Below are 19,906 nucleotides of genomic sequence, written 5' to 3' on the forward strand. Positions count from 1 at the left end.
CATGGCGGTCCGCGTTGTGCGCCGCCCTTATCACGGAGGTTACCATGTCCAACCAGGGCAAGAAGGTCAAGACCCATTATCGCGGCACGCTCGACGACGGCACGCAGTTCGATAGCTCCTACGATCGCGGCGAGCCGCTGGAGTTCACCTGCGGCGCCGGTCAGATGATCAAGGGCTTCGACGCCGCTGTTGTCGACATGCAGGTGGGCGAGAAGAAGACCGTGCACATTCCTGCTGCCGATGCCTACGGCGAGCACAATCCCGAGATGGTTATTACCTTCCCGGCCGAACAGGTTCCCAACATCGAGCAGATCGAGAAGGGCATGAAGCTTTTCCTGTCCACGCCGAGCGGTATGCCCGTCCCCGCCGTGGTCATCGACGTAACGCCCGAGGCCGTGACGCTCGACGCCAACCACGAGCTGGCCGGCAAGGACCTCAACTTTGATATCGAGCTCGTCGAGGTCGAGGGTTAGAGTATGCCTGAACGCTTGGTTTCGACGACATGCTTGGGAAATCTCAACGATCCGTCCTATGAACTCCTGCTTCGCCGGAAGTTGGGCGGCGTCTTTGAAGTTGACGAGCTGCTGCTCGATTGGGACCAGGCTGATGTATGCGCGCTTGTGGGCGTGACGGAGCTGGGGCGCACGGTCGATGTTCGGCTGGATACTGCCGACGGCGGTCGTCTTGCCGACGGTGACGTGCTCGCTATCGACCATACGGGTGCGGTGCCCGTGGTGGTTGTCGTACGTCTGCGCGGCGCCGAGGTTTATTTGGTCGAAGTTGACCGCATGGACCCGATTGCGCTCGCGCATACGTGCTGGGAGATCGGCAATATGCATACGCCGCTTTTCCGAGGCGATTCGGACGAGCATACCGTGCGCATGTATACGCCGGTGCAGCCTGTTTTGGGCCGCATGCTCCGGGGCGTCGAGGGCGTTCGGCTCTCGGTGGTTACCCGTAAACTCGATTCGGACCGGCGCTTTGCGTCGAATGCGGCGGATGCCGTTGTGAGTATGGCTCCAGACTTTACGATCGTAAAGAAGGCGCGCGGTTAACGTGCGTATAAGTAAGACGGACTTTGAGAGGCAACTATTCAAAGTCCGTCTTTCTGTTGATGAGATGCTGTGGGGGAAAGCATATGGGTCTTGAAGGAATCAAGCTGATTGCATGCGATTTGGACGGCACGTTGCTGCATCCGGGGGAGCGCGAGCCGCGTTCCGAGGCCTTTGAGCTCATCGATGAGCTGCATCGTCGCGGTATCGTGTTTATGCCGGCGAGCGGCCGTCAATATGCGAGCTTGCGCTATCTGTTTGCCCCGGTGGCCGATGAGCTCGCCTATGTATGCGAAAACGGAGCTCTGGTGATGAGCGAGGGACGCGCCGTTGTCAAGCGTTCCATGGAGCGTAGCCTTGCTATGGATATCGCGAATGCCGTGATTGCATATCCCCATGCCGACGTGACCCTTTCGTGTGAGGGGCACCTCTACACCATGAGCGGCAACGATGCGTTCGTCGATCATTTGCGCTATGAGGTCCACTGCGATGTGGCGGTGGTCGACCGTCCCGAGGACATCGAAGAGGACGTCATTAAGATTGCCTTCCAGACGCCCGAGGTGAATCAGCCGGCGGCGCTGGAGTATTTTGAGCGCCACTTTAGCGATCGAGTCGATGTCATGACATCGGGAACCGAATGGACGGACTTTATCGGCTTTGATTCGGGTAAGGGTTCCGCGCTTGCCGATTACGGTCGTGCCCTGGGTATTTCGCCCGATGAGATGATGGCGTTTGGCGATAACGAGAACGACCGCGACATGCTCAACGTAGTGGGCCATCCTTATCTAATGGAGAGCTGCAATCCCTCTATGCGTGGCATCAACGACCGCGTCCGCTATGTGTACACGGTCGAAGAAGAACTGCGTCGCCTGCTTGCCGAGTAGGCATGTCCCAAACATCTACCGGCAGTCGGGGCAGAGACCCTCGAAGATGGTGTAGTGCGACGTGACGTGCCAGCCGATTTGCTCGGATGCCTTGGCGTCGAGCTGGGCATCGAAGGGGAGTGGTATGTCGATGACGCGGCTGCACGAGGTGCAGATGATATGCGCATGCGGCTCGATCGTGCGATCGAAGCGGCTGCCGCCCGGCGTCTTGATGGAGAGAATCTCGCCGGCGTCGGCCAAGAGATTGAGGTTGCGGTAGACCGTGCCGCGGCTGATTTTGTCATCCTGCGCGCGCACGACGTTGTAGATTTCGTCGGCGGTGGGATGGTTATAGCTTTGGCGCACGGCGTCAAGAACCAGCTTTCGCTGCCTGGTATTCCTTCTTTGCACCGCCATGCGCCTCGCCTCTTTTCTATCAACGGTCGTAGGTAAATGATACCGTATTTAGCACACAATACTAATAACGAGGCGTGAAACCGTCTTCATTGGCAAGTGGGGCTCGGGCCTGGGCGTCTACGAGGCGAAAACGCGTTCCCATACGCTCGTAGGAGGCATGAAGCGCCTCGAGATGAGATAGGATATTTGCCGGAGCCCCCTGTATCTCCATCTCGACTGAGCCGTCTTCCATGTTACGCACCCAGCCGGTGAGCGCGCGTGCCTGCGCGAGGTTGGTGTTGGTAAAGCGAAAGCCAACGCCCTGGACTTGCCCCGCCCAGCGCAGGAAATAGCGCAGGGGAGTGTCTTGAGTGGCCTCGTCGCTTGCGAGCACAGTAAGCCTGCGGCGCAGCTCGAGCTCGACGTTTGATGGTTTTTGAGGCTCTCGACTGCCGCCGGTGACGCTGGAGAAGAACGTATCGAAGAGGCCCATAGCTATGCCTGCTTGCCTGCGTCGGCCGGGAAGGTTATGCCGGCCTGCTGGCGCACGGCATCCATGATGCGCAGTGAGACGAGTGTGACATCGCGGTAGTGGCCAAGCTCGTGGCGTCCCGCCGGGGTCTCCCAAATCTCTTCCTTAACGTTATCGATGCCGCCGATGGCGGTGATAAAGTCTGTGAGTTCGTATTCCATAGTGTTGCTCGATTTGGGCAGGTCGAGCACGCGGCCGTTGTCTCCCTGTTCGCGCGGTGCCTCGGTCGCCGAGCCGCGTACGACGTCGCCGCGATAGTCGATGCGGACGTTGCGGGGCGTGGACAGATGGTCGATCTGGATAGTGCCACGCTCGCCTTCGATCTGCGAGGGCAGCAGGTCATTCGTAATTTTGGAGTGCGCGAGCTCGACGGAGATACGGCCGCCGCCGTAGCTGGCGAGGATGGAACCGCAGCCATCGATGGGGCCGTGCGTGAGCCGTCGCGTGGTGGGATCGAGCAGAGTGGTCATGCTCGTAAGGCCGGAGGGCATGCCAAAGATCTCGACCATGGGCTCGACGGTATAGACGCCAATGTCCATGAGGGAACCCGATGCCATATTGCAGTCGAAGATATTGGTGGCGCGTCCCGCGAGAATCTCGTTGTAGCGCGAGGAATATTTGCCAAAGCGCAATGAGGCGCGGCGGATGGGGGCGATCTCGCCCAGGGCGTCCTCGATGGCGTGGAAGGCGGGATCGTGGAGGGGACGCATGGCCTCGAGGGCCACGACACCTGCTGCCTCGGCAGCGCGGAAGACTTCCAGCGCCTGCGCTTCGGTGGCGCAGAAGGGCTTCTCGACGATGACGTGCTTGCCACCGGCGATGCAGGCAAGGGCCTGCTCGTAGTGAAGTGCGTTGGGGCTGCCGATATAGACGGCGTCGACGTCGGCGGCTGCCGCAAGCTCATCGAGTGAGATAAAGTTTCGCTCGCCATCGCGCTCGGCGGTAAAGGCAGCACCGCGATTGGCATCGCGTGAAAGCGTGCCCACAAACGCGGCTTGGTCGTTGGCGTTGACGACTTGGATAAAGTCGTCGGTGATCATGGATGTGCCGATGGTCGCGATGCGCAGCATACGTCCCCCTTGCGTTGTTTGGTCTACAGGATGAGTGTAGCGCGTGGGGATATAAAGCTGTGCGAAAACGCTATTACAGGTCGCTCTCGTTAAAGCCGGTGTCGATATCGAGGTTGCTGCCGTCGGCCGCCGTGGTGGCGAGCTCATCGCAGCGCTCATTGAGCTCGTGGCCGGCGTGACCCTTAACCCAGATGAACTCAACCTTATGCTTGCTTTTGGCGGTGAGTAGGCGCTCCCACAGGTCGCGGTTCTTGACGGGCTGCTTGTTGGCGGTTTTCCACCCGCGCTTTTTCCAGCCGTCGATCCAGTGCTTCTTAAAGGCGTTGACGACGTACTGCGAATCGGAATGGACTTCGACCTCGCAGGGGCGGTTGAGTGCCTCGAGCGCCACGATAACGGCCATGAGCTCCATGCGGTTGTTGGTGGTCTTGGCGTAGCCGCGCGAGAGCTCGGAGGTAAAGGTCTTGCCGGCGGGGTTGGTGTATTTGAGCACGGCGCCGTAGCCGCCGCGTCCCGGATTTGATCGGGCCGAGCCGTCGGTATAGATGATGACCTTCACGGGTTTCCTTTCTTTGAGTGCATTTCATGTGAGTGACCATTGTAGCGCCATGCCCGCCGGGGGCCAGCAATCTACGATTTCTGCCCCGTCTTCCGACTGTTAGCTGGCATGGATGATGCGGTTGAGCTCGTCGAGGTATTGCTGCAAGAGGAGAGAGGGCTTGCGCTCGTCGTGCATGATGTAGCCAACGTGCATCGTTGGGGCGTCTGCTAACGGGATCGATGCCATGCCCCATTGCATTTCATTGGAGAGGACACCGGTCGACAGGGTGTAACCGTTCGACGTGATAAGTAAGTTGGTAAGTGTTCCGCGGTCCGATATTCGTATGTTGCGGTCGCAAGGGATATAGCTAAAAGGTTCCTCGGCGTAATAGAAGGAGTTTGAGGTTCCCTGCTCAAAGCTGTAGCGCGTATAGGGCGCGAGGTCGGCAAGGGACAGCTGAGGGCGGCGTGCGAGCGGGTGGCGTTCGCTGACGAATACGTGGACCGTCGCGTCGAATAGGGGATGGAAGCTTGCGCGGGCATCGGCGAAGGCCTTCTGCAGAACGCGGGCGTTAAAGTCATCCAGATACAGAATGCCGATATCGCTGCGAAACGCACGGACGTCATCGATGATCTGCGATGTGGTGGTCTCGCGCATGATGAACTCGAACTTGCTGTCGCGGCAGCGCTCGACCACGTTGACAAAGGCCTCGACCGAAAAGGCGTAGTGCTGGGCGGAAATGGCGAGGCGGGCTTGCGGGGTGCCGCCGTTCTCGTAGCGTGCCTCGAGCATGTCGGCCTGCTCTACGACCTGGCGCGCATAGCCCAAAAGCTCGGTGCCGTCGTTGGTGAGCGTGACGCCGCGGCTGGAGCGCGTAAAGATCTCCAGATGGAGTTCCTGTTCCAGGCTTTTGACGGCGTTTGAGATGTTGGACTGAGCGGTATAGAGGCGCTGAGCTGCGGCGTTGATTGAGCCGGACTCTGCCACGGCGATCAGAAAACGAAGCTGCTGAAGGGTCATCGACGCCATCCTTTCGATAGTTATCTATAAAACAGATAACAAGTTAGCGCTTTTTAGTGATTGACCGAGGAAGACAATGCCCGTACTATTCAAAACACACAAAGGCGGTAGGTTATTAAGCCGACTACGGAATCGGGACGCGAAAGGAGGCCCGCATATGAATTGCTTACCAAGACGAATGCCGGGCTCCTGTTTGCGCCCGTCGGCGTGATCAGGAGACAGCGACTTACTTCTCTCTTTTTACTTACTTTCGTTCGATCAAGGAGATCATCATGAGCCAGTTCATCAACAACCCCGAGCACACCTTTGGTTTCGATACCCTGCAGCTGCACGTTGGCCAGGAGAGTGCCGATCCCGCATCCGACTCCCGTGCCGTGCCTATCTACCAGACCACGAGCTATGTGTTCCGCAACTCCCAGCACGCCGCCGACCGCTTTGGTCTTGCCGACGCCGGTAACATCTACGGCCGTCTGACCAACTCCACCCAGGGCGTCTTCGAGGACCGTATCGCCGCGCTCGAGGGCGGCGTGGCAGGTCTTGCCGTCGCCTCCGGCGCTGCTGCCATCACCTATACCCTGCAGGCTCTTGCTCAGGCTGGTGACCACGTGGTGGCTCAGAAGACCATCTACGGTGGCTCCTACAACCTGCTGGAGCATACGCTCTCCCAGTTTGGCGTCGAGACCACGTTTGTCGATGCCCATAACCTGGAAGAGGTTGAGGGTGCCATCAAGGACAGCACCACGGTCATCTATCTCGAGACGCTCGGCAACCCCAACTCTGACATCCCCAACATCGACGCCATCTCCGAGATTGCCAAGAAGCACGGTCTGCCGGTTGTCGTCGACAACACCTTCGGCACCCCGTATCTGTTCCGTCCGCTGGAGCACGGCGCCAACATCGTCGTCCACTCCGCAACCAAGTTCATCGGCGGCCACGGTACCTCGCTGGGCGGTGTGATCGTCGACGGCGGTAACTTCGATTGGAAGGCGAGTGGCAAGTACGCCCAGATCGCTGAGCCCAACCCCTCCTACCATGGTGTTTCGTTTGCCGAGGCTGCCGGTCCCACCGCCTTCGCAACCTATGTCCGCGCTATCCTGCTGCGTGACGAGGGCGCCTGCATCAGCCCGTTCAACGCCTGGGTCCTGCTCCAGGGCACCGAGACTCTGTCGCTGCGCGTCGACCGTCATGTCGAGAACACCAAGAAGGTCGTTGAGTTCCTGGCTGGCGACAGCCACGTCGCCAAGGTGAATCACCCGAGCCTGCCTGAGCACCCCGATCACGAGCTCTATCAGAAGTACTTCCCCCGTGGCGGTGCTTCGATCTTTACCTTTGAGATTAAGGGTGGCCAGGAGGCTGCATGGAAGTTCATCGATCATCTGCAGGTGTTCTCGCTGCTCGCCAACGTGGCCGACGTCAAGTCGCTCGTCGTGCACCCGGCTACCACCACGCACTCCCAGCTCTCTGCCGAGGAGCTCGCCGAGCAGAACATCACGCCCTCCACGATCCGTCTTTCCATCGGTACCGAGAACGCCGAGGATATCATTTGGGATCTGAAGCAGGCCTTTGCCGCGCTGGACGAGTAAGGCGACTTGTGCAAGGACCCCTTGCGACTCGATAGGTATAACTGCATAAAATGCCTGCTCAAGGCGCCTGTGCGAACAATGGTTGCACAGGCGTCGTTTTTGCATAGAGAGGGTGCAAAAACAGGGTTTTTGACACGCTTTATGCAATCGAGATGTGGAAAACTCCTGTTGAGAGGATGTGAGTTTTACGCAATTGACGTGCGCCTTTTGAGTAAAACCGCAGGTCGCGATTTGCTCGGGGTACTATGCAGCGCGATTAAATCACACGCAGCTCAAACGCAGCAAAAACGCACTACGGAGGTTTCCAGCTACATGAGGATCGATTCACGAAAACCGAAAGCCGCCGCCCTTTCCGCCGCTCTGACCGTGGCACTTTTGGCGGGCGCCGGCGCAACTGATGCCCACGCGGCAACACTATCCGATACGGTCGGATCTGCGCCGTCCGAGGCGACGCTGGTGCAGCCCGTCGACTACCGCGGCGACGGTTATGGCTCTATGCAGGAGTGGAACGCCTCGATGGGGGCAAAGCGCGATTCCCTGGAGATGCGCGCTCAGATCATTATGAATATGTATGGCGACTATGCTACCGATGACGAGCGCGCTGTGTTGCAGGGTTGCATCGACGGTGCGGGTAGCCTGTTGACGATGGGGGAAGTCGACGCCAAGTCGACCGAGCTCGACGAGCTTCGCTCCACGCTTGAGGATGCCAAGCGCGAGGCGCTCGAGGCTGCCGCAGCCGAAGCCGAGGCCGCTGAGGCCGTTCAGGCTTCGTATTACAACGCCGGCTCCGGCTCGTCTTATACGTCTGCTGCGTATTACGCGAACGGCTCGGGTCTGACGCGCTCGAGCGGCGTCAATAACTATAACGGCCGCCGCGAGACTTATTACAGCAGCAACGTGTTGTATCACCACCGCACGGGCGAGTGGACGCAGGATTCCGAGGGCTTTTGGCGCGATTCCGATGGTTACTACGTCGTTGCCGCGGGCGATAAGGCCCAAGGCTCTACGTTTACCGGTTCCAAGGGCGAGTGCAAGGTCTATGACTCCGGCTGCGCTGCCGGAACCACCGACTACTACACTGGCTGGTAATCTGCCATAAGCCAATAGGACATGACGGGCGGGCGTCTTTACCGAGCCTTTGGGCAACGTAAGGGCGTTCGTTTTTTGTGCGTGCTTGAGTTAACAGAGCGCTTACCGTGGCAGTACGCCGCGCATATGGGCGCGGGGCACACTAGTTCATGAGAAATAAGGTCTTTCTCTTGGAGGAAGTGGTCTTGTGAACGCTCGAGATATCGCCGTTGCCGCCGTCGCATTGGTGCTTGGTTGCCTTGGTCCTACGGCCGCGCTCATTGCGGGCATGCAGGGGTCATGCGGGGCTGCTCCAATCGTGGTTGGCGCGCTGATTGCGGCCGCGCTGCTGGGAAGTGCGGGTGTAGTCCTTTGTCGCGACGATGAGGGCCAGGCCTCGGAGTCGCAGCTCTGACCGTCGGGACATCGACTACTGGTTATAGATGAAGATGAAAGCCGCCGTAAGGGGAGTGCCCTTGCGGCGGCTTTGCTGTTGAGTCTGTTGACGTGGTGAGTCGGGCGCTACCAGCTTGCCTCGATATCGCGAATGCGCTGATAGAGCCATTCGTTCTGCGGTGCCTGGATATCGTGCTTGGCCGCCAGACGGCAGATGGTGCCGGCGAACTCCTCGACCTCGGTTTTGCGCCGCGCGACGCGGTCTTGCGCCATCGAGGGCATGCCGGCGGGATCGATTCCTTCGATGAGGTGCACCATCTGCGTCAGGTCTGCCTCGGTCAGCTCAACGCCCTCGGCGTTGGCGACCGCAAGCGTTTCGCGCATGGCGGAAACAAGGCAGCGACGCTGCTCGGAGCCCGGCTCCGTGGCGCTTCCGTACGTGCCGCCGTAGGCCATGCAGGTCTGGTTGATGCCGTCGTTGAGCATGAGTTTGGCCCACATGCGGTGCGCAATGTCGCTCTCGACGGTGTGTGCGATGCCGCAGCGCGTGTAGAGCTCGTCGATTGCGGTGATGGCTGCGGGATCCGTACCGGCCGCCGCGCCAAAGCGGATTTCGCCCGTGTTGGTAAAGGTGAGCTCTCCGTTGAGAAACACAGCGTCCATGCCCTGGCAAATACCAAGAACGGTATGCTCCCAGCCAAAGCGCTCGGCAATCTTTTGCTCGCTCGTGATGCCGTTGCACAGCGAGGCGATGAGCGTATTGGGTCCCACGACGCGCTCCATAGTCTTGAGTGCTTGGTCGAGACCGGTGGTCTTGACCGTCAGGATGACCAGATCGGCGGGCGTTGCCTTGCTGGCGCGGACGGACTTGAGCGCACAGGGCTTGCCGTTGACGGTGAGCGCATCGTTTGCGTGACGCTCAAAACGGGCGTCATCCATAACGTATTCGACGGCGTCATTGCCGAGGGCCTTGGCAATCATGCTGCCGTAGAGCAGGCCGACGCCGCCCTTGCCGATAAAGGCGATCTTGTTGATCTGCATGCGAATCATCTCCCCATATAAAAGGCGCCCGCGTAAGGGGCGCCTGATGGATTGTATGCTGCCGGACCATGCTGCGTGCACCGGATGGCCGTATTTGTTTGTTGCTCCTTTCATCGGGCTTTTTGCTGATGTTAAAGCGGTGCCGTGACAGCTCGATTTCTGCTGCGTTACGATACGTTCTCGATTGCGATTCCACGATGTTTCGGCCGCGTGACCATTGTGTTTCGTCTTGCCGGGGCGCTGATGGCGAAAGGAGGGGCCGTGCAATACCGCGTTGACCCCAAAAGTGGTAACCGAATATCTGCTCTGGGTCTGGGCTGCATGAGATTTCCCGGTGCGCCGGGACACCCCGATGCGAAGACGGCCGATGCCATCATTTCCCGTGCGGTGGAACAGGGGATTAATTATCTGGATACTGCGTATCTTTATCCCGGTAACGAGGTGTGCGTGGGCGCCTCACTTGAGCGCTTGGGGCTGCGTGACCGGGTGTTGCTGGCGACTAAGTTGCCGCACGCTTCGTGCAAATGTGCGGAGGATTTCGACCGCTTTTTTGACGAGCAGCTGCACCGTTTGCGGACCGACCATATCGACTACTACCTTATGCACAACATCACCTCGCCCGCCCAGTGGGAGCGCGTGGTGGCGTTGGGCATCGAGGACTGGATTGCGCACCAAAAGGCTGCGGGGCGTATTCGCCAGATAGGTTTTTCGTATCACGGCAGTGCGGCGGACTTCCTCACGATGCTTGACGCGTATGACTGGGATTTTTGCCAGATCCAGTACAACTACGCTGGAGAGCGCTACCAAGCGGGGACGGCGGGACTCATGGCGGCTGCGGAGCGCGGGCTCGCGGTGTTTGTGATGGAGCCGCTGCTGGGCGGGCGTTTAGCGGGCAAGCTGCCGCCGCGGGCCCGCGCTGTGCTCGATGGCGCCCCTGACCCGCATTTGCGCACTCCTGCCGCCTGGGGCCTTTCGTGGGTGTGGAACCATCCTCAAGTCACGATGCTGCTTTCGGGCATGACCGATACCGCGCAGGTGGACGAGAACGCGGCATTGGCGGATCGCGCACTGCCGAATTCGATGACGACAGAGCAGCTCGATACCATCGCGCGTGTGCTGGGAGAGTTTGAGAAATCGAATCGCGTGCCCTGTACGGGCTGCGGCTACTGCATGCCGTGTCCCAAAGGCATCAATATCCCTGGGTGTTTCGCCGCCTACAACGCAAGCTATGCGCACAGCTGGTTTACGGGCCTGTCGCAGTATTTTACGGCGAGCGCGGTGCGGACGAGTGAGCCCAAGTTGGTGAGCAATTGCGTCAAATGCGGCAAATGCGCACGTCACTGCCCGCAGCACATCGATATTCCTGAGCGTCTCGACGATGTGCGCCGACGTTTCCAGCCTGGCCCCGTAACGGCCGCGCTTAAAGCCTTTTGCAAAACGCGTTCCTGATGCCCCTTTTATAAGTTGCGGTGGAATAGTTCCTGTTTGCGGCAGAATAGGGCATCGACAGGAACTATTTCACCGCAACTGATGAGGGGGAGCTGGAGATGCTGACGATTGGGTGTCATCTTTCGACGACGAAGGGCTATCGGGCGATGGGGGAGACGGCGCTATCCATTGGCGCCAACACCTTTGCATTCTTCACGCGCAACCCGCGCGGCGGCAAGGCGAAAGATCTTGACATGGATGACGTGGCGGCCCTGCGCGAGCTTATGGAGAAAAACGACTTTGGCCCGCTTGTGGCTCATGCCCCCTATTCCTACAACCCCTGTTCTGCCAAAGAGCGGGCACGCGAGTTTGCCTTGGAGGCAATGGCCGAGGACTTGCAGCGTCTGGAAGCGCTGCCCGGCAACTACTACAACTTCCACCCCGGCGCGCATGTGGGGCAGGGGACTGATGCCGGCATTCAGATGATCGTCGACACCTTGTGTCAGGTGATGTTTGAGGGGCAGCAGACGACGGTGCTGCTCGAGACCATGGCGGGAAAGGGTACCGAGGTGGGCCGTAGCTTTGAAGAGCTGGCGCGCATTATCGAGGGTGCTGCCGCCAGGCGTCCAGAGCTATCGGACAAGCTGGGCGTGTGTCTGGACACCTGCCATGTGAGCGATGCCGGCTACGACATCATCCATGATCTGGACGGCGTACTCGACGAGTTCGACCGCGTGGTGGGTATCGACCGCTTGCGTGCCGTACACATCAACGATTCGAAGAACCCCAGTGGTGCCCATAAAGATCGTCATGAGTGCATCGGCAAGGGCTACCTTGGCAGCGAGGAGTTTGGCGGCGGTATGCAGGTTATGCAGAATATTGTATCGAATGGCCGCTTGCGCGCATTGCCATTCATTTTGGAGACACCGAACGAACTTGCAGGTTATGCGGCTGAAATCAAACTGTTAAGGTCATTGCAGCAGTAATGACTGTCATAAAGTGGAGTGTTCCATTCACGTTATGGGTTTGTTTCAATCAGTTTTCTAATTGCGGATTCTTCCAAACGGGCGCATAATATCCAACAGTTTTTGCAGACCTCTGAATCAAACGGGGTCACCGGAAGGAGACTGATTATGAAGCTGAAGAAGCTTGGCGCATTTGCCGCCACGGGCGCCATGGCACTCGCCCTCGCACTGACGGGCTGCGGCTCGTCCAACGCCACCTCTGGTTCTGATGCCGGTTCCAGCAGCTCTGACGACGCTAAGGTCGAGAAGGTCGACGGCTCCAAGGAGTACGCGCTCGTCAAGGACGGTACGCTGACCGTCGGCACCTCTGCCGAGTACGCTCCGTTTGAGTACAAGGATGACAACGGCGATTATCAGGGCTTTGACCTTGAGCTTATCAAGGCTATCGGCGACAAGCTGGGCCTGGATGTCGAGTACGTCAACAATGACTTTGACACGCTGGTTCCGGGTGTCGCTTCGGGCGCCAAGTATGACGTTTCCATCGCGGCTATCACCGACACGCCCGAGCGTGAGAAGGAAGTCACTTTCTCCGATTCCTACTACATGGACGATCAGGCTATCGTGACCAAGGTCGATAACACCGACATCACGGCCGACAACTACAGCGAGAAGCTCAACAACGCCGACGCTACCATCATCGTCCAGTCTGGATCGACCGCCGAGGCCTTTGCTCAGGAAAACTTCCCCAAGGCTAAGATCGTTCCCTACAAGGACGCCACCGAGTGCTTCAGCGCCCTGCAGTCCGATAAGGGCGATGCCGTAGTCACCAACCGCTCCGTCGCCAGCCAGCTGACCGCCGAGCAGTTCAACACCTGCCAGACCATCAAGCAGATCAGCACCGGCGAGGAGTACGCCATCGCCATCAACCAGGGCAACACTAAGCTCAAGGACGACGTCAACCAGGCCATCAAGGACCTGACCGACGACGGTACCGTTGACACCCTTATGGCTAAGTACAACATCAAGTAAAATAGCTACTTGATTGCACGCGGGCCCTTTCCGTTTTGGCGGAGAGGGCCTTTGCGTTTCTCTTGACGGAGAGCGTTTCCGTCTCGTTTTGCCGGCAACTTCTACGATAGGAGCCACCTTGTCTCGACTGAACAAAGGGGCCGCTGAGCAGCGTTTTCCACTGCCCGTCTTGCTCCAAAAGCTGGCCTGTGCCCTGGCTGTGGCGCTCGCCCTGGTATGCGCGGGGGCCTGCGTGCCCTCGACCGCTCAGGCGCTTGAGACCGCAAAGATTACCGCCCGACCCAACACCGGTTCGGGCAGCGCTGTGGTCGGCGGCACCGAGACGCGCATTACCTGGGAGGTTCAGGCCGATACCGACGAGGAGCTGAGCGGTCTTTCGCTGACGTTTGTCGACGGCACGACGTTTGGTACCGATGACACGCGATTGACGATGCTCTCGGGCGAGGATCTCATGGATCGTACGCCCATGAAGCCCACGTGCAAGGCTAACGGCCAGACACTCAAGATCGACTTTGGCGAGACGGCGCCCGCCGGCGGCTATTTCCGCGTTGAGGTCTACGGCGTGACGTTTCCCGTCGAGGGCGGCGAAGAGGCCTTTAGCGGCACCTATACGCTCGCCGACGGTTCGACCAAGAAGATTTCCAAGATTCCTTCCGTCGAGATCAAGGGCGTGACGGCCTTCGATAACTTCCTGGCCGATCTTAAGGAGCAGCCGTGGGTCGAGGCCTGGAACTCCAATATGTTCCTGCGCCTGTTCTTGAACCCGGTCATTTTGGTCCAGAGTCTGCCGATCGTCTTTAAGGGCTTCCTCATGTCGCTCTCGATCGTGCTCGTGGCGTTTCCGCTGGCAATCCCCTTTGGCTTTGCCTTGTCGCTCATGCGCATCTCCAAGTCGCGCATCCTGCGTTGCCTTGCCGGCATCTATGTGAATATCATCCGCGGTACGCCGGCGTTCCTGCAGATTTACATTGCATTCTTTGGCCTGCCGCTGGCCGGCGTCAAGGTGGACGACTATGTCCTGGGCGTTATCGTCATGGCCATGAACTCGTCCGCCTACCTGTGCGAGATCTTCCGCGCCGGTATTCAGTCGATCCCCAAGGGCCAAAACGAGGCCGCGCGCTCGCTGGGCATGAACGCCTTCCAGACGCTACTCTACGTTATGATTCCGCAGACGTTCCGCAATGTTCTGCCTACGTTGACCAGTGAGTTCATCCTGCTTTACAAGGATACGTCGCTGCTCGCGGCCGTGGGCGTGGTCGAGATCGTCATGAACGCCCGTACCATCGTGGCTACGACGGGCTCCATTACGCCGTATGTGGTTGCCGCCCTGTTCTATCTGGTCATCACCCTGCCGCTCGCTCGCTTGGTGAGCGGCCTTGAGGCGAGGCTTTTGGGCACGGCCGAAACTAAGAAGAAGCGTCCCGCCAAGAGCGCCGGACAGGTCGTCGCGACGCCCGCCGATCACATCGCCGGTCTGTAAGGAGGTCCTATCATGAGCGAAACCAATAACTCGAACGAGGTCGTCGTCAGCATCAAGAACCTCCAGAAGGCCTTTGGCGATAACGTGGTCCTGCGCGATATCGATCTGGATGTGCACAAGGGCGAGGTCGTCGTAGTTCTGGGTCCCTCGGGCTCGGGTAAGTCGACGATGCTTCGCTGCATCAACCGTCTTGAGCATCCCACGAGTGGCTCGATTGTCGTTGAGGGTGTGGACGTGTGCGCCAAGGGCGTCGATCTTAACAAGGTGCGCACGCATCTGGGTATGGTGTTCCAGCAGTTCAATTTGTTCCCGCACCTCTCAGTCAAAAAGAACGTCATGCTCGCGCAGCAGAAGGTGCTCAAGCGCAGCAAGGAAGAGGCCGAGAAGATTGCCGTCGAGGAGCTGACCAAGGTCGGTCTTGCCGAGCGTATCGACTTTATGCCGAGCCAGCTCTCGGGCGGTCAGCAGCAGCGCGTTGCCATCGCCCGCGCCCTGTCGATGAACCCGCACGTCATGCTCTTTGACGAGGCCACCTCGGCGCTCGACCCCGAGCTCGTGCGCGACGTCCTGGGTGTCATGCGCGACCTGGCACGCGACGGCATGACCATGATCGTCGTGACGCACGAGATGGGCTTTGCCCGCGATGTCGCCGACCGCGTCGTCTTTATGGACGGCGGCGTCATTGTGGAAGAGGGTACGCCGAGCGAGGTCTTCGACCACCCCAAGAGCGAGCGCACCAAGGCGTTCTTGGGAAATATCTCGTAGCCGGTTGATGTAACTGCCGTTACAAAAGAGCGGGGGCTGGACTTGAATCCAGCCCCCGCTCTTTTGTAGGGATGGGGATGCGCTGTGATACAGGCTCTTTTGGAGGCCTGGTTTCGTTACGCGAGCTCGGCTCCGAGGGCCTTGCAGGCCGCCTCGCCCTCATCGTCGGGCGCATCGTAGCAAATGACGGAGTCCACGACGTTGACGCCGGCCTCGTCGGCGTCGGCCTTCCAGTTGTCCATCCACTCGCCCTCGGCCCACGAATAGGAGCCAAAGAGGACGACCTTCTTGTCGTCGAGGGTCTCCTTGACCTCGTCCCACATAGGCTGAAACTCGTCATACTCAAGCTCCTCGGAGCCCATGGCGGGGCAGCCGAAGGCGAAGGCATCATATTCGGCGGCCTTGTCGGCAGAGAAGTCGGCGCAGGGGATGACCTCAGTCTCGGCCCCCGCGGACGTGGCGCTTTCGGCGACGAGGTTTGCCATGGCCTCGGTATTGCCCGTGCCGCTCCAGTAGACGACGGCGATCTTGCTCATGTTTTGTCCTTTCGGTCGTGCGGCGCTTGCCGCGGCTTGTACGTTCTATCGGGTTGCCTGGGCAAGTTGCGCCAGGCTGCAGCCCTGCTGATAGATAAAAGTGAAGTATTGGGTGCAGGCACGGTAGGCATCAAACGTCGCAAGCGCCTGCTCGACATTTGCGTAGACCTTCCAGGCCCCAAAGACCTTGTAGTTCTCGCCGCGCTGGACGATAAATTCGTGCACGTCGTCGTAGGGATATCCAAGGAAGTAGCCTATTTCGTGCGGAAACTCGCAGGTGCAGTCTTTGCTGCAGCTAGCTTGCTGGGGTAGTGCGCATCGAGTCTGGCTGCAGGCGCATTCCGCGACGTTATTGCTCGCGAGCGTGATGCGTGATGCCAAATGCACAAGGCATGCCGAAAGGTCTCTCGTGTCGTAGCCTTCCGAGGTGAGCGCCGTTTGGACGCGAGGGTCTGCGAAATAGGTGGTGAGGCTTTTGGCTCGGTACGCGTACACGAGCGCTCCGCAGGGCCGCCAGACCAAAACACTCAGGTGGATGCCGAGCGGGTCAAGCTCGCGATTGCACTGGGCGATAACGTTGAGCAGGCGTGCTCGGCGTTCTGCAATGGTTTCGGTTGTGGTCGAGCCGTCCCCGTGGGCGTAGGTGCCTGGATAGGTAAAGAGCGATGCCGGCTTGATGCCCGCGAGCGTGGGAGAGCAGTTGCGCACGACTGCCGCCTGAAACGTTGGGATGTCTATGGTTCGAGTCACGGCGCTCCTTACGGATCTAAACTGTTAGCCTAGGAAAACTTATACACGAAAGTAAGCCATGGTCAACAAAAAAGTTTGAAGAGGGAAACTAATTGACCGAACAGACATGATTTTGGGTTAAGATGGGGGCACCCCATGGGGGTATCTAGATAGTGCTACTTGAAAGGGGAGCGCATGAGTGACTTGCTCAACCCTGCGAATCTCATCGTGCTGGCCGTCATTGCCGTCGGCATGTTTTTTGGACTGCGTCGCATTGCCGCTTCGACACACGGGAAGAGTTGCTGCAGCGATGGTACGAGCGGCAAGAAGGCCAAAAAGGTTGTTGTGGTGGATACCGATGCGTCACACTATCCCTATAGCGATGAGCTGCTCATCGGCGGCATGAACTGTGACGGCTGCGCTCAGAACGTAGCCAATGCCCTCAATGCGCTGGATGGCGTGTGGGCAACGGTGACGTATGCGGACCACACGGCACGCGTGCGCTCTAAGCAGCCGGTTGATCGTGGTGTCCTCGAGACGGCCGTGAAAGACGCGGGCTACTACGTCATGACGCTGTAAGCGCCGCCCTGGATGCGCTTCCTTGGCTAGGCTCGTCCGCGCAGTTCGATGTCTTGGATGTCGTCGAAGTCGATGGCGATGTCTCGGAGCTTGAGGAGCTTGAAGGCGGGGAGCGCCTCGTCGAGGATGCCGGTGCGGCTGCGATAGCCGTATGTATCGTAATAGGTGACACGAACCAAGTCGCCACGTTTGAGACCCTCGAGCTTTTTAGAAAGTACGAGGGCTTTTTCTTCCGTGAGCTCACGTTTTGACTCGACGGTGATTTCCTGCTTGCGCACGAGTTCGTAGTATCCCGTGAGGGCGGCAAAGGGCATAAACTGTGCGGCGCGGTTGGCGCGCACGGCACCGTTGGCAGTGAGGTTGGGGTCGGCGGCGCGACGTCTGCCCTCGGGGTCCGCCAGGCGCTCGAAGGCGGTCGGCGGGCGCACGGGCTGCTGCTTGGGTTTAGGCACGATGTCCTCCAACTTGGCCGTTGCGTTCGCGCGCGGTGGCGCCGGCGGTAAAGCTTAATCCCTTGACGAGCGCGTTCTTGCCGTACTTGCCTTTCACGGCCAGGACGGCGCGCGCCAGGTCGCGCTCGCGCTCATCGGCCTCGATATCGCTGAACAGATCGATGGTGGCAAATTCCTCGGGCACAAGATTGCCAAATCCCAGGTTGATGCGCTTGACCGGTCGTTTGGGATCGACCGTTTGTGCCCAAAGGTCATCGAAATACCCCATGATTTTCTTAAACGAATTAGTGCGCTCGGGCAGCTTTCGCGAGGCGTTGGAGTGCGCAAAGAGTGCGGCATAGCCACCACGCGGTTTGCCGCCATGCTCTCCCACAAAGATGCCATCGATTGCCTGCGCTTCGCGCACCAGGCGACGCCTTTCGTCATCGCGCTGGACGGGCTTGGGAGCACGGGGCGCGAGCTCGGGGCCGTCGGTCGCTGCGGGCTCGATGCCCGAGGTACTCGAGCGCAAGTGTCCGCAGCCGTCTATATACTGCGCCGTGCCGCTGGCGTTGAGCCGGCGTATGTCGGCGCGCTCGCTCGCGTAGCCCACAAAGAGCGAGATGCTGTCGCAGACCACGTGCTTATCGACTAGATCCAACACGGCGTTGTCGACCATTTCGCGCAAGACGGTGTAGGCCTGCTCGTAGGCATAGCCCTTCGAGAGCACCTGTCCTGTGGTGGTCGAGGTCGCTTGCGGGCGATAGGCTTGGATATCGGCGATGGTTGTCGGCTCGCGCCCGAAGGCGTGGTCGATGAGATATTCGGCGTTGACGCCGAGTTCGTCGTAGAGCAGGTTCTCGTCGAGTGCGGCGACGCCCATCAGGTCGTAGACGCCGTATTTCTCGAGACGGGCCGCCACGCCGGGGCCGATACCCCAGATGTCGGTGATGGGGCGATGGGGCCAGATCTCCTTGCGAAAGGTCCCGTCGTCGAGTATGCCGATGCGGCTGGGTACGTGCTTGGCGGTAATGTCGAGCGCTACCTTGGCCTGGAATAGGTTGGGGCCGATGCCGACCGTCGCCGTGATGCCGGTGCGCGCCAAGACCTCGTCGCGCAGCGTGCAGGCGAACCTTTCCGCATCGGTGTGATAGAGGTCCAGATAGGGCGTCACGTCGATAAAGCATTCGTCGATGGAGTAGACGTGAATGTCTTGCGGACTCACGTATTCCAGATAGATGCCGTAGATTTGCGCCGACACCTCCATGTAGTGCTGCATGCGCGGTACGGCCTTGATGCAGTCGATGCCGTCGGGAATCTCGAACAGACGGCAGCGGTTGTGTATCCCGAGGTCCTTCATAGCCTGTGTGATGGCGAGGCAGATGGTCGTGCGCCCGCGCGATTCGTCGGCAACGACCAGGCATGTAGTGAGTGGGTCGAGTCCGCGGTCGACGCACTCGACACTGGCGTAAAACGTCTTGAGGTCGATGCAGATGTAGGTGTGCTGCTCGTGCGCCATCCGTGCCTCCCATCAAACACATGTTCTTATCGAATACCTGTTCGATAATACCCGCTCGTCCGGACATCGTCAAAACCTGTCAAAAAGGGACTGGTTTGTTTTGGTCGGTCATGAATCGGGTTTTAACGCAGCTCTAAAGAGTGCGAAACAGCTCGGAAAACCTCGCTTCGTAGCATGAGGCTAACGATTGATACCACCATAAAGCACGGAAGGGTTGTGGGGATAATGGTCAACTATGGGTTTGGTATGCCGACGCGCTTGGTTGCGGATGGGGATGTGGCTCGCTGGTGCGGGCGATTGGTTGCCCACTATGGCGGCACCAAGGCACTGGTCGTGCTGGGAGGCGACAAGCACACGCGTGATGAGCTCGTTTCGGCGGCGCTGGGCTCGCTTGATCGAGCTCTGCTCGAACGCGTGCTTTTTCGCTGCGGCTCGGTTGAAGGCGACGGGGGAGACGAGCTGATCGACGAGGCCGTGGCCCTGGCGACCGATGAGGGCGTGGACTTTGTCCTGGCGATCGGCGATGCCGATACGGCGGGCTTTGCGCGCGAACTCGCTCGTCGCATGGCCGTACTCGATGCCGGCGAAGACGGTTTTGCCCCTTATGGATGTATCGTCTCGGAGGGCAAAGTGCCTGCCGTCGTGGGGGCCGGCGAGGTTCCCGTTTTTGCCATCATCGCGCCCGAACTGCTGGAGGGCATCGGGTTTCCTCTGCGTGAGTTGCTCGGTAACGTCTGCGCTGCGGCCTAATATTTGGCATAAAGGGATAGGTTATTTTTGATTGGTAAAGCGTTTGACCTGCCAAATTAAACCTGTCCCTTTTTGGTCGGTTGCCGTTTGGGGGCCGATTGGCAACGCTCGCTGATTATAGTCTTGACCTGCG

At 59.3% G+C, this 19,906-nt stretch carries 23 protein-coding genes; 13 read left to right on the forward strand and 10 right to left on the reverse strand.

The features are described from left to right. Positions 1-44 precede the first annotated feature (44 nt). The 3 genes from DXB53_RS06995 (at position 45) to DXB53_RS07005 (ending at position 1,936) form a co-directional block, all read left to right on the forward strand. On the forward strand, positions 45-473 hold the full coding sequence (locus tag DXB53_RS06995) for a peptidylprolyl isomerase (protein ID WP_055286916.1): 429 nt from the start codon (positions 45-47) through the stop codon (positions 471-473). 3 nt (positions 474-476) lie between these two features. After that, on the forward strand, positions 477-1,055 hold the full coding sequence (locus DXB53_RS07000; RefSeq protein WP_117583883.1) for an urease accessory protein UreE: 579 nt from the start codon (positions 477-479) through the stop codon (positions 1,053-1,055). 83 nt (positions 1,056-1,138) lie between these two features. After that, positions 1,139-1,936 (forward strand): HAD-IIB family hydrolase, encoded by a 798-nt coding sequence (locus DXB53_RS07005; RefSeq protein ID WP_158551675.1) that lies wholly within the window; start codon positions 1,139-1,141, stop codon positions 1,934-1,936. Between the two features lie 15 nt (positions 1,937-1,951). Here the strand turns inward: DXB53_RS07005 and DXB53_RS07010 are convergent, their stop codons facing one another. From DXB53_RS07010 to DXB53_RS07030, 5 genes are all read right to left on the reverse strand, one after another. Continuing rightward, positions 1,952-2,332 carry a Fur family transcriptional regulator gene (locus tag DXB53_RS07010; RefSeq protein ID WP_199408885.1) on the reverse strand — a complete coding sequence of 127 codons (381 nt, stop codon included), beginning with the start codon at positions 2,330-2,332 and terminating at the stop codon, positions 1,952-1,954. Between the two features lie 61 nt (positions 2,333-2,393). Continuing rightward, positions 2,394-2,804: an acylphosphatase gene (locus tag DXB53_RS07015; RefSeq protein ID WP_117583885.1), complete on the reverse strand. Its 411-nt coding sequence runs from the start codon at positions 2,802-2,804 to the stop codon at positions 2,394-2,396. 2 nt (positions 2,805-2,806) lie between these two features. After that, positions 2,807-3,913 (reverse strand): Gfo/Idh/MocA family protein, encoded by a 1,107-nt coding sequence (locus DXB53_RS07020; RefSeq protein WP_117583886.1) that lies wholly within the window; start codon positions 3,911-3,913, stop codon positions 2,807-2,809. 73 nt (positions 3,914-3,986) lie between these two features. Next, the gene (gene rnhA / locus DXB53_RS07025) at positions 3,987-4,472 is read right to left on the reverse strand and encodes a ribonuclease HI (RefSeq protein ID WP_117583887.1); all 486 of its coding nucleotides are present in this window, start codon (positions 4,470-4,472) and stop codon (positions 3,987-3,989) included. A gap of 99 nt (positions 4,473-4,571) precedes the next feature. Then, positions 4,572-5,474, reverse strand: coding sequence for a LysR family transcriptional regulator (locus DXB53_RS07030; RefSeq protein ID WP_117583888.1), 903 nt, complete (start codon positions 5,472-5,474; stop codon positions 4,572-4,574). A gap of 272 nt (positions 5,475-5,746) precedes the next feature. Between DXB53_RS07030 and DXB53_RS07035 the strand changes: the two genes are divergently transcribed. The 3 genes from DXB53_RS07035 (at position 5,747) to DXB53_RS07045 (ending at position 8,540) form a co-directional block, all read left to right on the forward strand. Beyond that, entirely contained in the window at positions 5,747-7,057 is a 1,311-nt protein-coding gene (locus DXB53_RS07035; RefSeq protein ID WP_117583889.1) for an O-acetylhomoserine aminocarboxypropyltransferase/cysteine synthase family protein, read from the forward strand. Positions 7,058-7,369: 312 nt separating this feature from the next. Further along, on the forward strand, positions 7,370-8,146 hold the full coding sequence (locus DXB53_RS07040) for a hypothetical protein (protein WP_117583890.1): 777 nt from the start codon (positions 7,370-7,372) through the stop codon (positions 8,144-8,146). Between the two features lie 187 nt (positions 8,147-8,333). After that, on the forward strand, positions 8,334-8,540 hold the full coding sequence (locus DXB53_RS07045) for a hypothetical protein (RefSeq protein ID WP_117583891.1): 207 nt from the start codon (positions 8,334-8,336) through the stop codon (positions 8,538-8,540). 107 nt (positions 8,541-8,647) lie between these two features. Here DXB53_RS07045 and DXB53_RS07050 read toward each other — a convergent pair whose 3' ends face one another. Further along, positions 8,648-9,562, reverse strand: a complete 915-nt coding sequence (locus DXB53_RS07050; RefSeq protein WP_233503834.1) for a ketopantoate reductase family protein — start codon at positions 9,560-9,562, stop codon at positions 8,648-8,650. 261 nt (positions 9,563-9,823) lie between these two features. Between DXB53_RS07050 and DXB53_RS07055 the strand changes: the two genes are divergently transcribed. The 5 genes from DXB53_RS07055 to DXB53_RS07075 all read left to right on the forward strand — a co-directional run bounded on the left by DXB53_RS07055 (position 9,824) and on the right by DXB53_RS07075 (position 15,229). Beyond that, a complete protein-coding gene (locus tag DXB53_RS07055; RefSeq protein ID WP_117583893.1) occupies positions 9,824-11,011 on the forward strand; it encodes an aldo/keto reductase in 1,188 nt (395 codons plus the stop codon). Between the two features lie 98 nt (positions 11,012-11,109). Continuing rightward, the gene (locus DXB53_RS07060) at positions 11,110-11,976 is read left to right on the forward strand and encodes a deoxyribonuclease IV (RefSeq protein ID WP_117583894.1); all 867 of its coding nucleotides are present in this window, start codon (positions 11,110-11,112) and stop codon (positions 11,974-11,976) included. A gap of 147 nt (positions 11,977-12,123) precedes the next feature. After that, complete coding sequence (locus tag DXB53_RS07065) at positions 12,124-12,984, forward strand: ABC transporter substrate-binding protein (protein ID WP_117583895.1); 861 nt, start codon at positions 12,124-12,126, stop codon at positions 12,982-12,984. A gap of 118 nt (positions 12,985-13,102) precedes the next feature. After that, positions 13,103-14,464 carry an ABC transporter permease subunit gene (locus tag DXB53_RS07070; RefSeq protein ID WP_233503835.1) on the forward strand — a complete coding sequence of 454 codons (1,362 nt, stop codon included), beginning with the start codon at positions 13,103-13,105 and terminating at the stop codon, positions 14,462-14,464. 12 nt (positions 14,465-14,476) lie between these two features. Then, positions 14,477-15,229, forward strand: coding sequence for an amino acid ABC transporter ATP-binding protein (locus tag DXB53_RS07075; RefSeq protein WP_055251428.1), 753 nt, complete (start codon positions 14,477-14,479; stop codon positions 15,227-15,229). Between the two features lie 116 nt (positions 15,230-15,345). On the opposite strand, the gene DXB53_RS07080 is transcribed toward DXB53_RS07075, so the two are convergent. Both DXB53_RS07080 and DXB53_RS07085 read right to left on the reverse strand, forming a co-directional pair. After that, complete coding sequence (locus DXB53_RS07080; RefSeq protein WP_117583896.1) at positions 15,346-15,765, reverse strand: flavodoxin; 420 nt, start codon at positions 15,763-15,765, stop codon at positions 15,346-15,348. Positions 15,766-15,810: 45 nt separating this feature from the next. Further along, positions 15,811-16,515, reverse strand: coding sequence for a DUF3793 family protein (locus DXB53_RS07085; RefSeq protein WP_117564428.1), 705 nt, complete (start codon positions 16,513-16,515; stop codon positions 15,811-15,813). Positions 16,516-16,689: 174 nt separating this feature from the next. Here DXB53_RS07085 and DXB53_RS07090 point away from each other — a divergent pair, with 174 nt between their 5' ends. Beyond that, the gene (locus tag DXB53_RS07090) at positions 16,690-17,073 is read left to right on the forward strand and encodes a heavy-metal-associated domain-containing protein (protein WP_117583897.1); all 384 of its coding nucleotides are present in this window, start codon (positions 16,690-16,692) and stop codon (positions 17,071-17,073) included. Between the two features lie 26 nt (positions 17,074-17,099). On the opposite strand, the gene DXB53_RS07095 is transcribed toward DXB53_RS07090, so the two are convergent. Further along, a complete protein-coding gene (locus DXB53_RS07095; protein ID WP_233503836.1) occupies positions 17,100-17,525 on the reverse strand; it encodes a hypothetical protein in 426 nt (141 codons plus the stop codon). Then, entirely contained in the window at positions 17,518-19,023 is a 1,506-nt protein-coding gene (locus DXB53_RS07100) for a DNA repair protein (RefSeq protein WP_117583898.1), read from the reverse strand. The genes DXB53_RS07095 and DXB53_RS07100 overlap by 8 nt, the downstream gene beginning before the upstream one ends. Before the next feature lie 225 nt (positions 19,024-19,248). Between DXB53_RS07100 and DXB53_RS07105 the strand changes: the two genes are divergently transcribed. After that, positions 19,249-19,773, forward strand: a complete 525-nt coding sequence (locus tag DXB53_RS07105; protein ID WP_158556507.1) for an iron-containing alcohol dehydrogenase — start codon at positions 19,249-19,251, stop codon at positions 19,771-19,773. The last annotated feature ends 133 nt before the right edge of the window (positions 19,774-19,906 follow it).

The organism is Collinsella sp. OM04-5 (assembly GCF_003439125.1).
GTDB lineage: Bacteria > Actinomycetota > Coriobacteriia > Coriobacteriales > Coriobacteriaceae > Collinsella.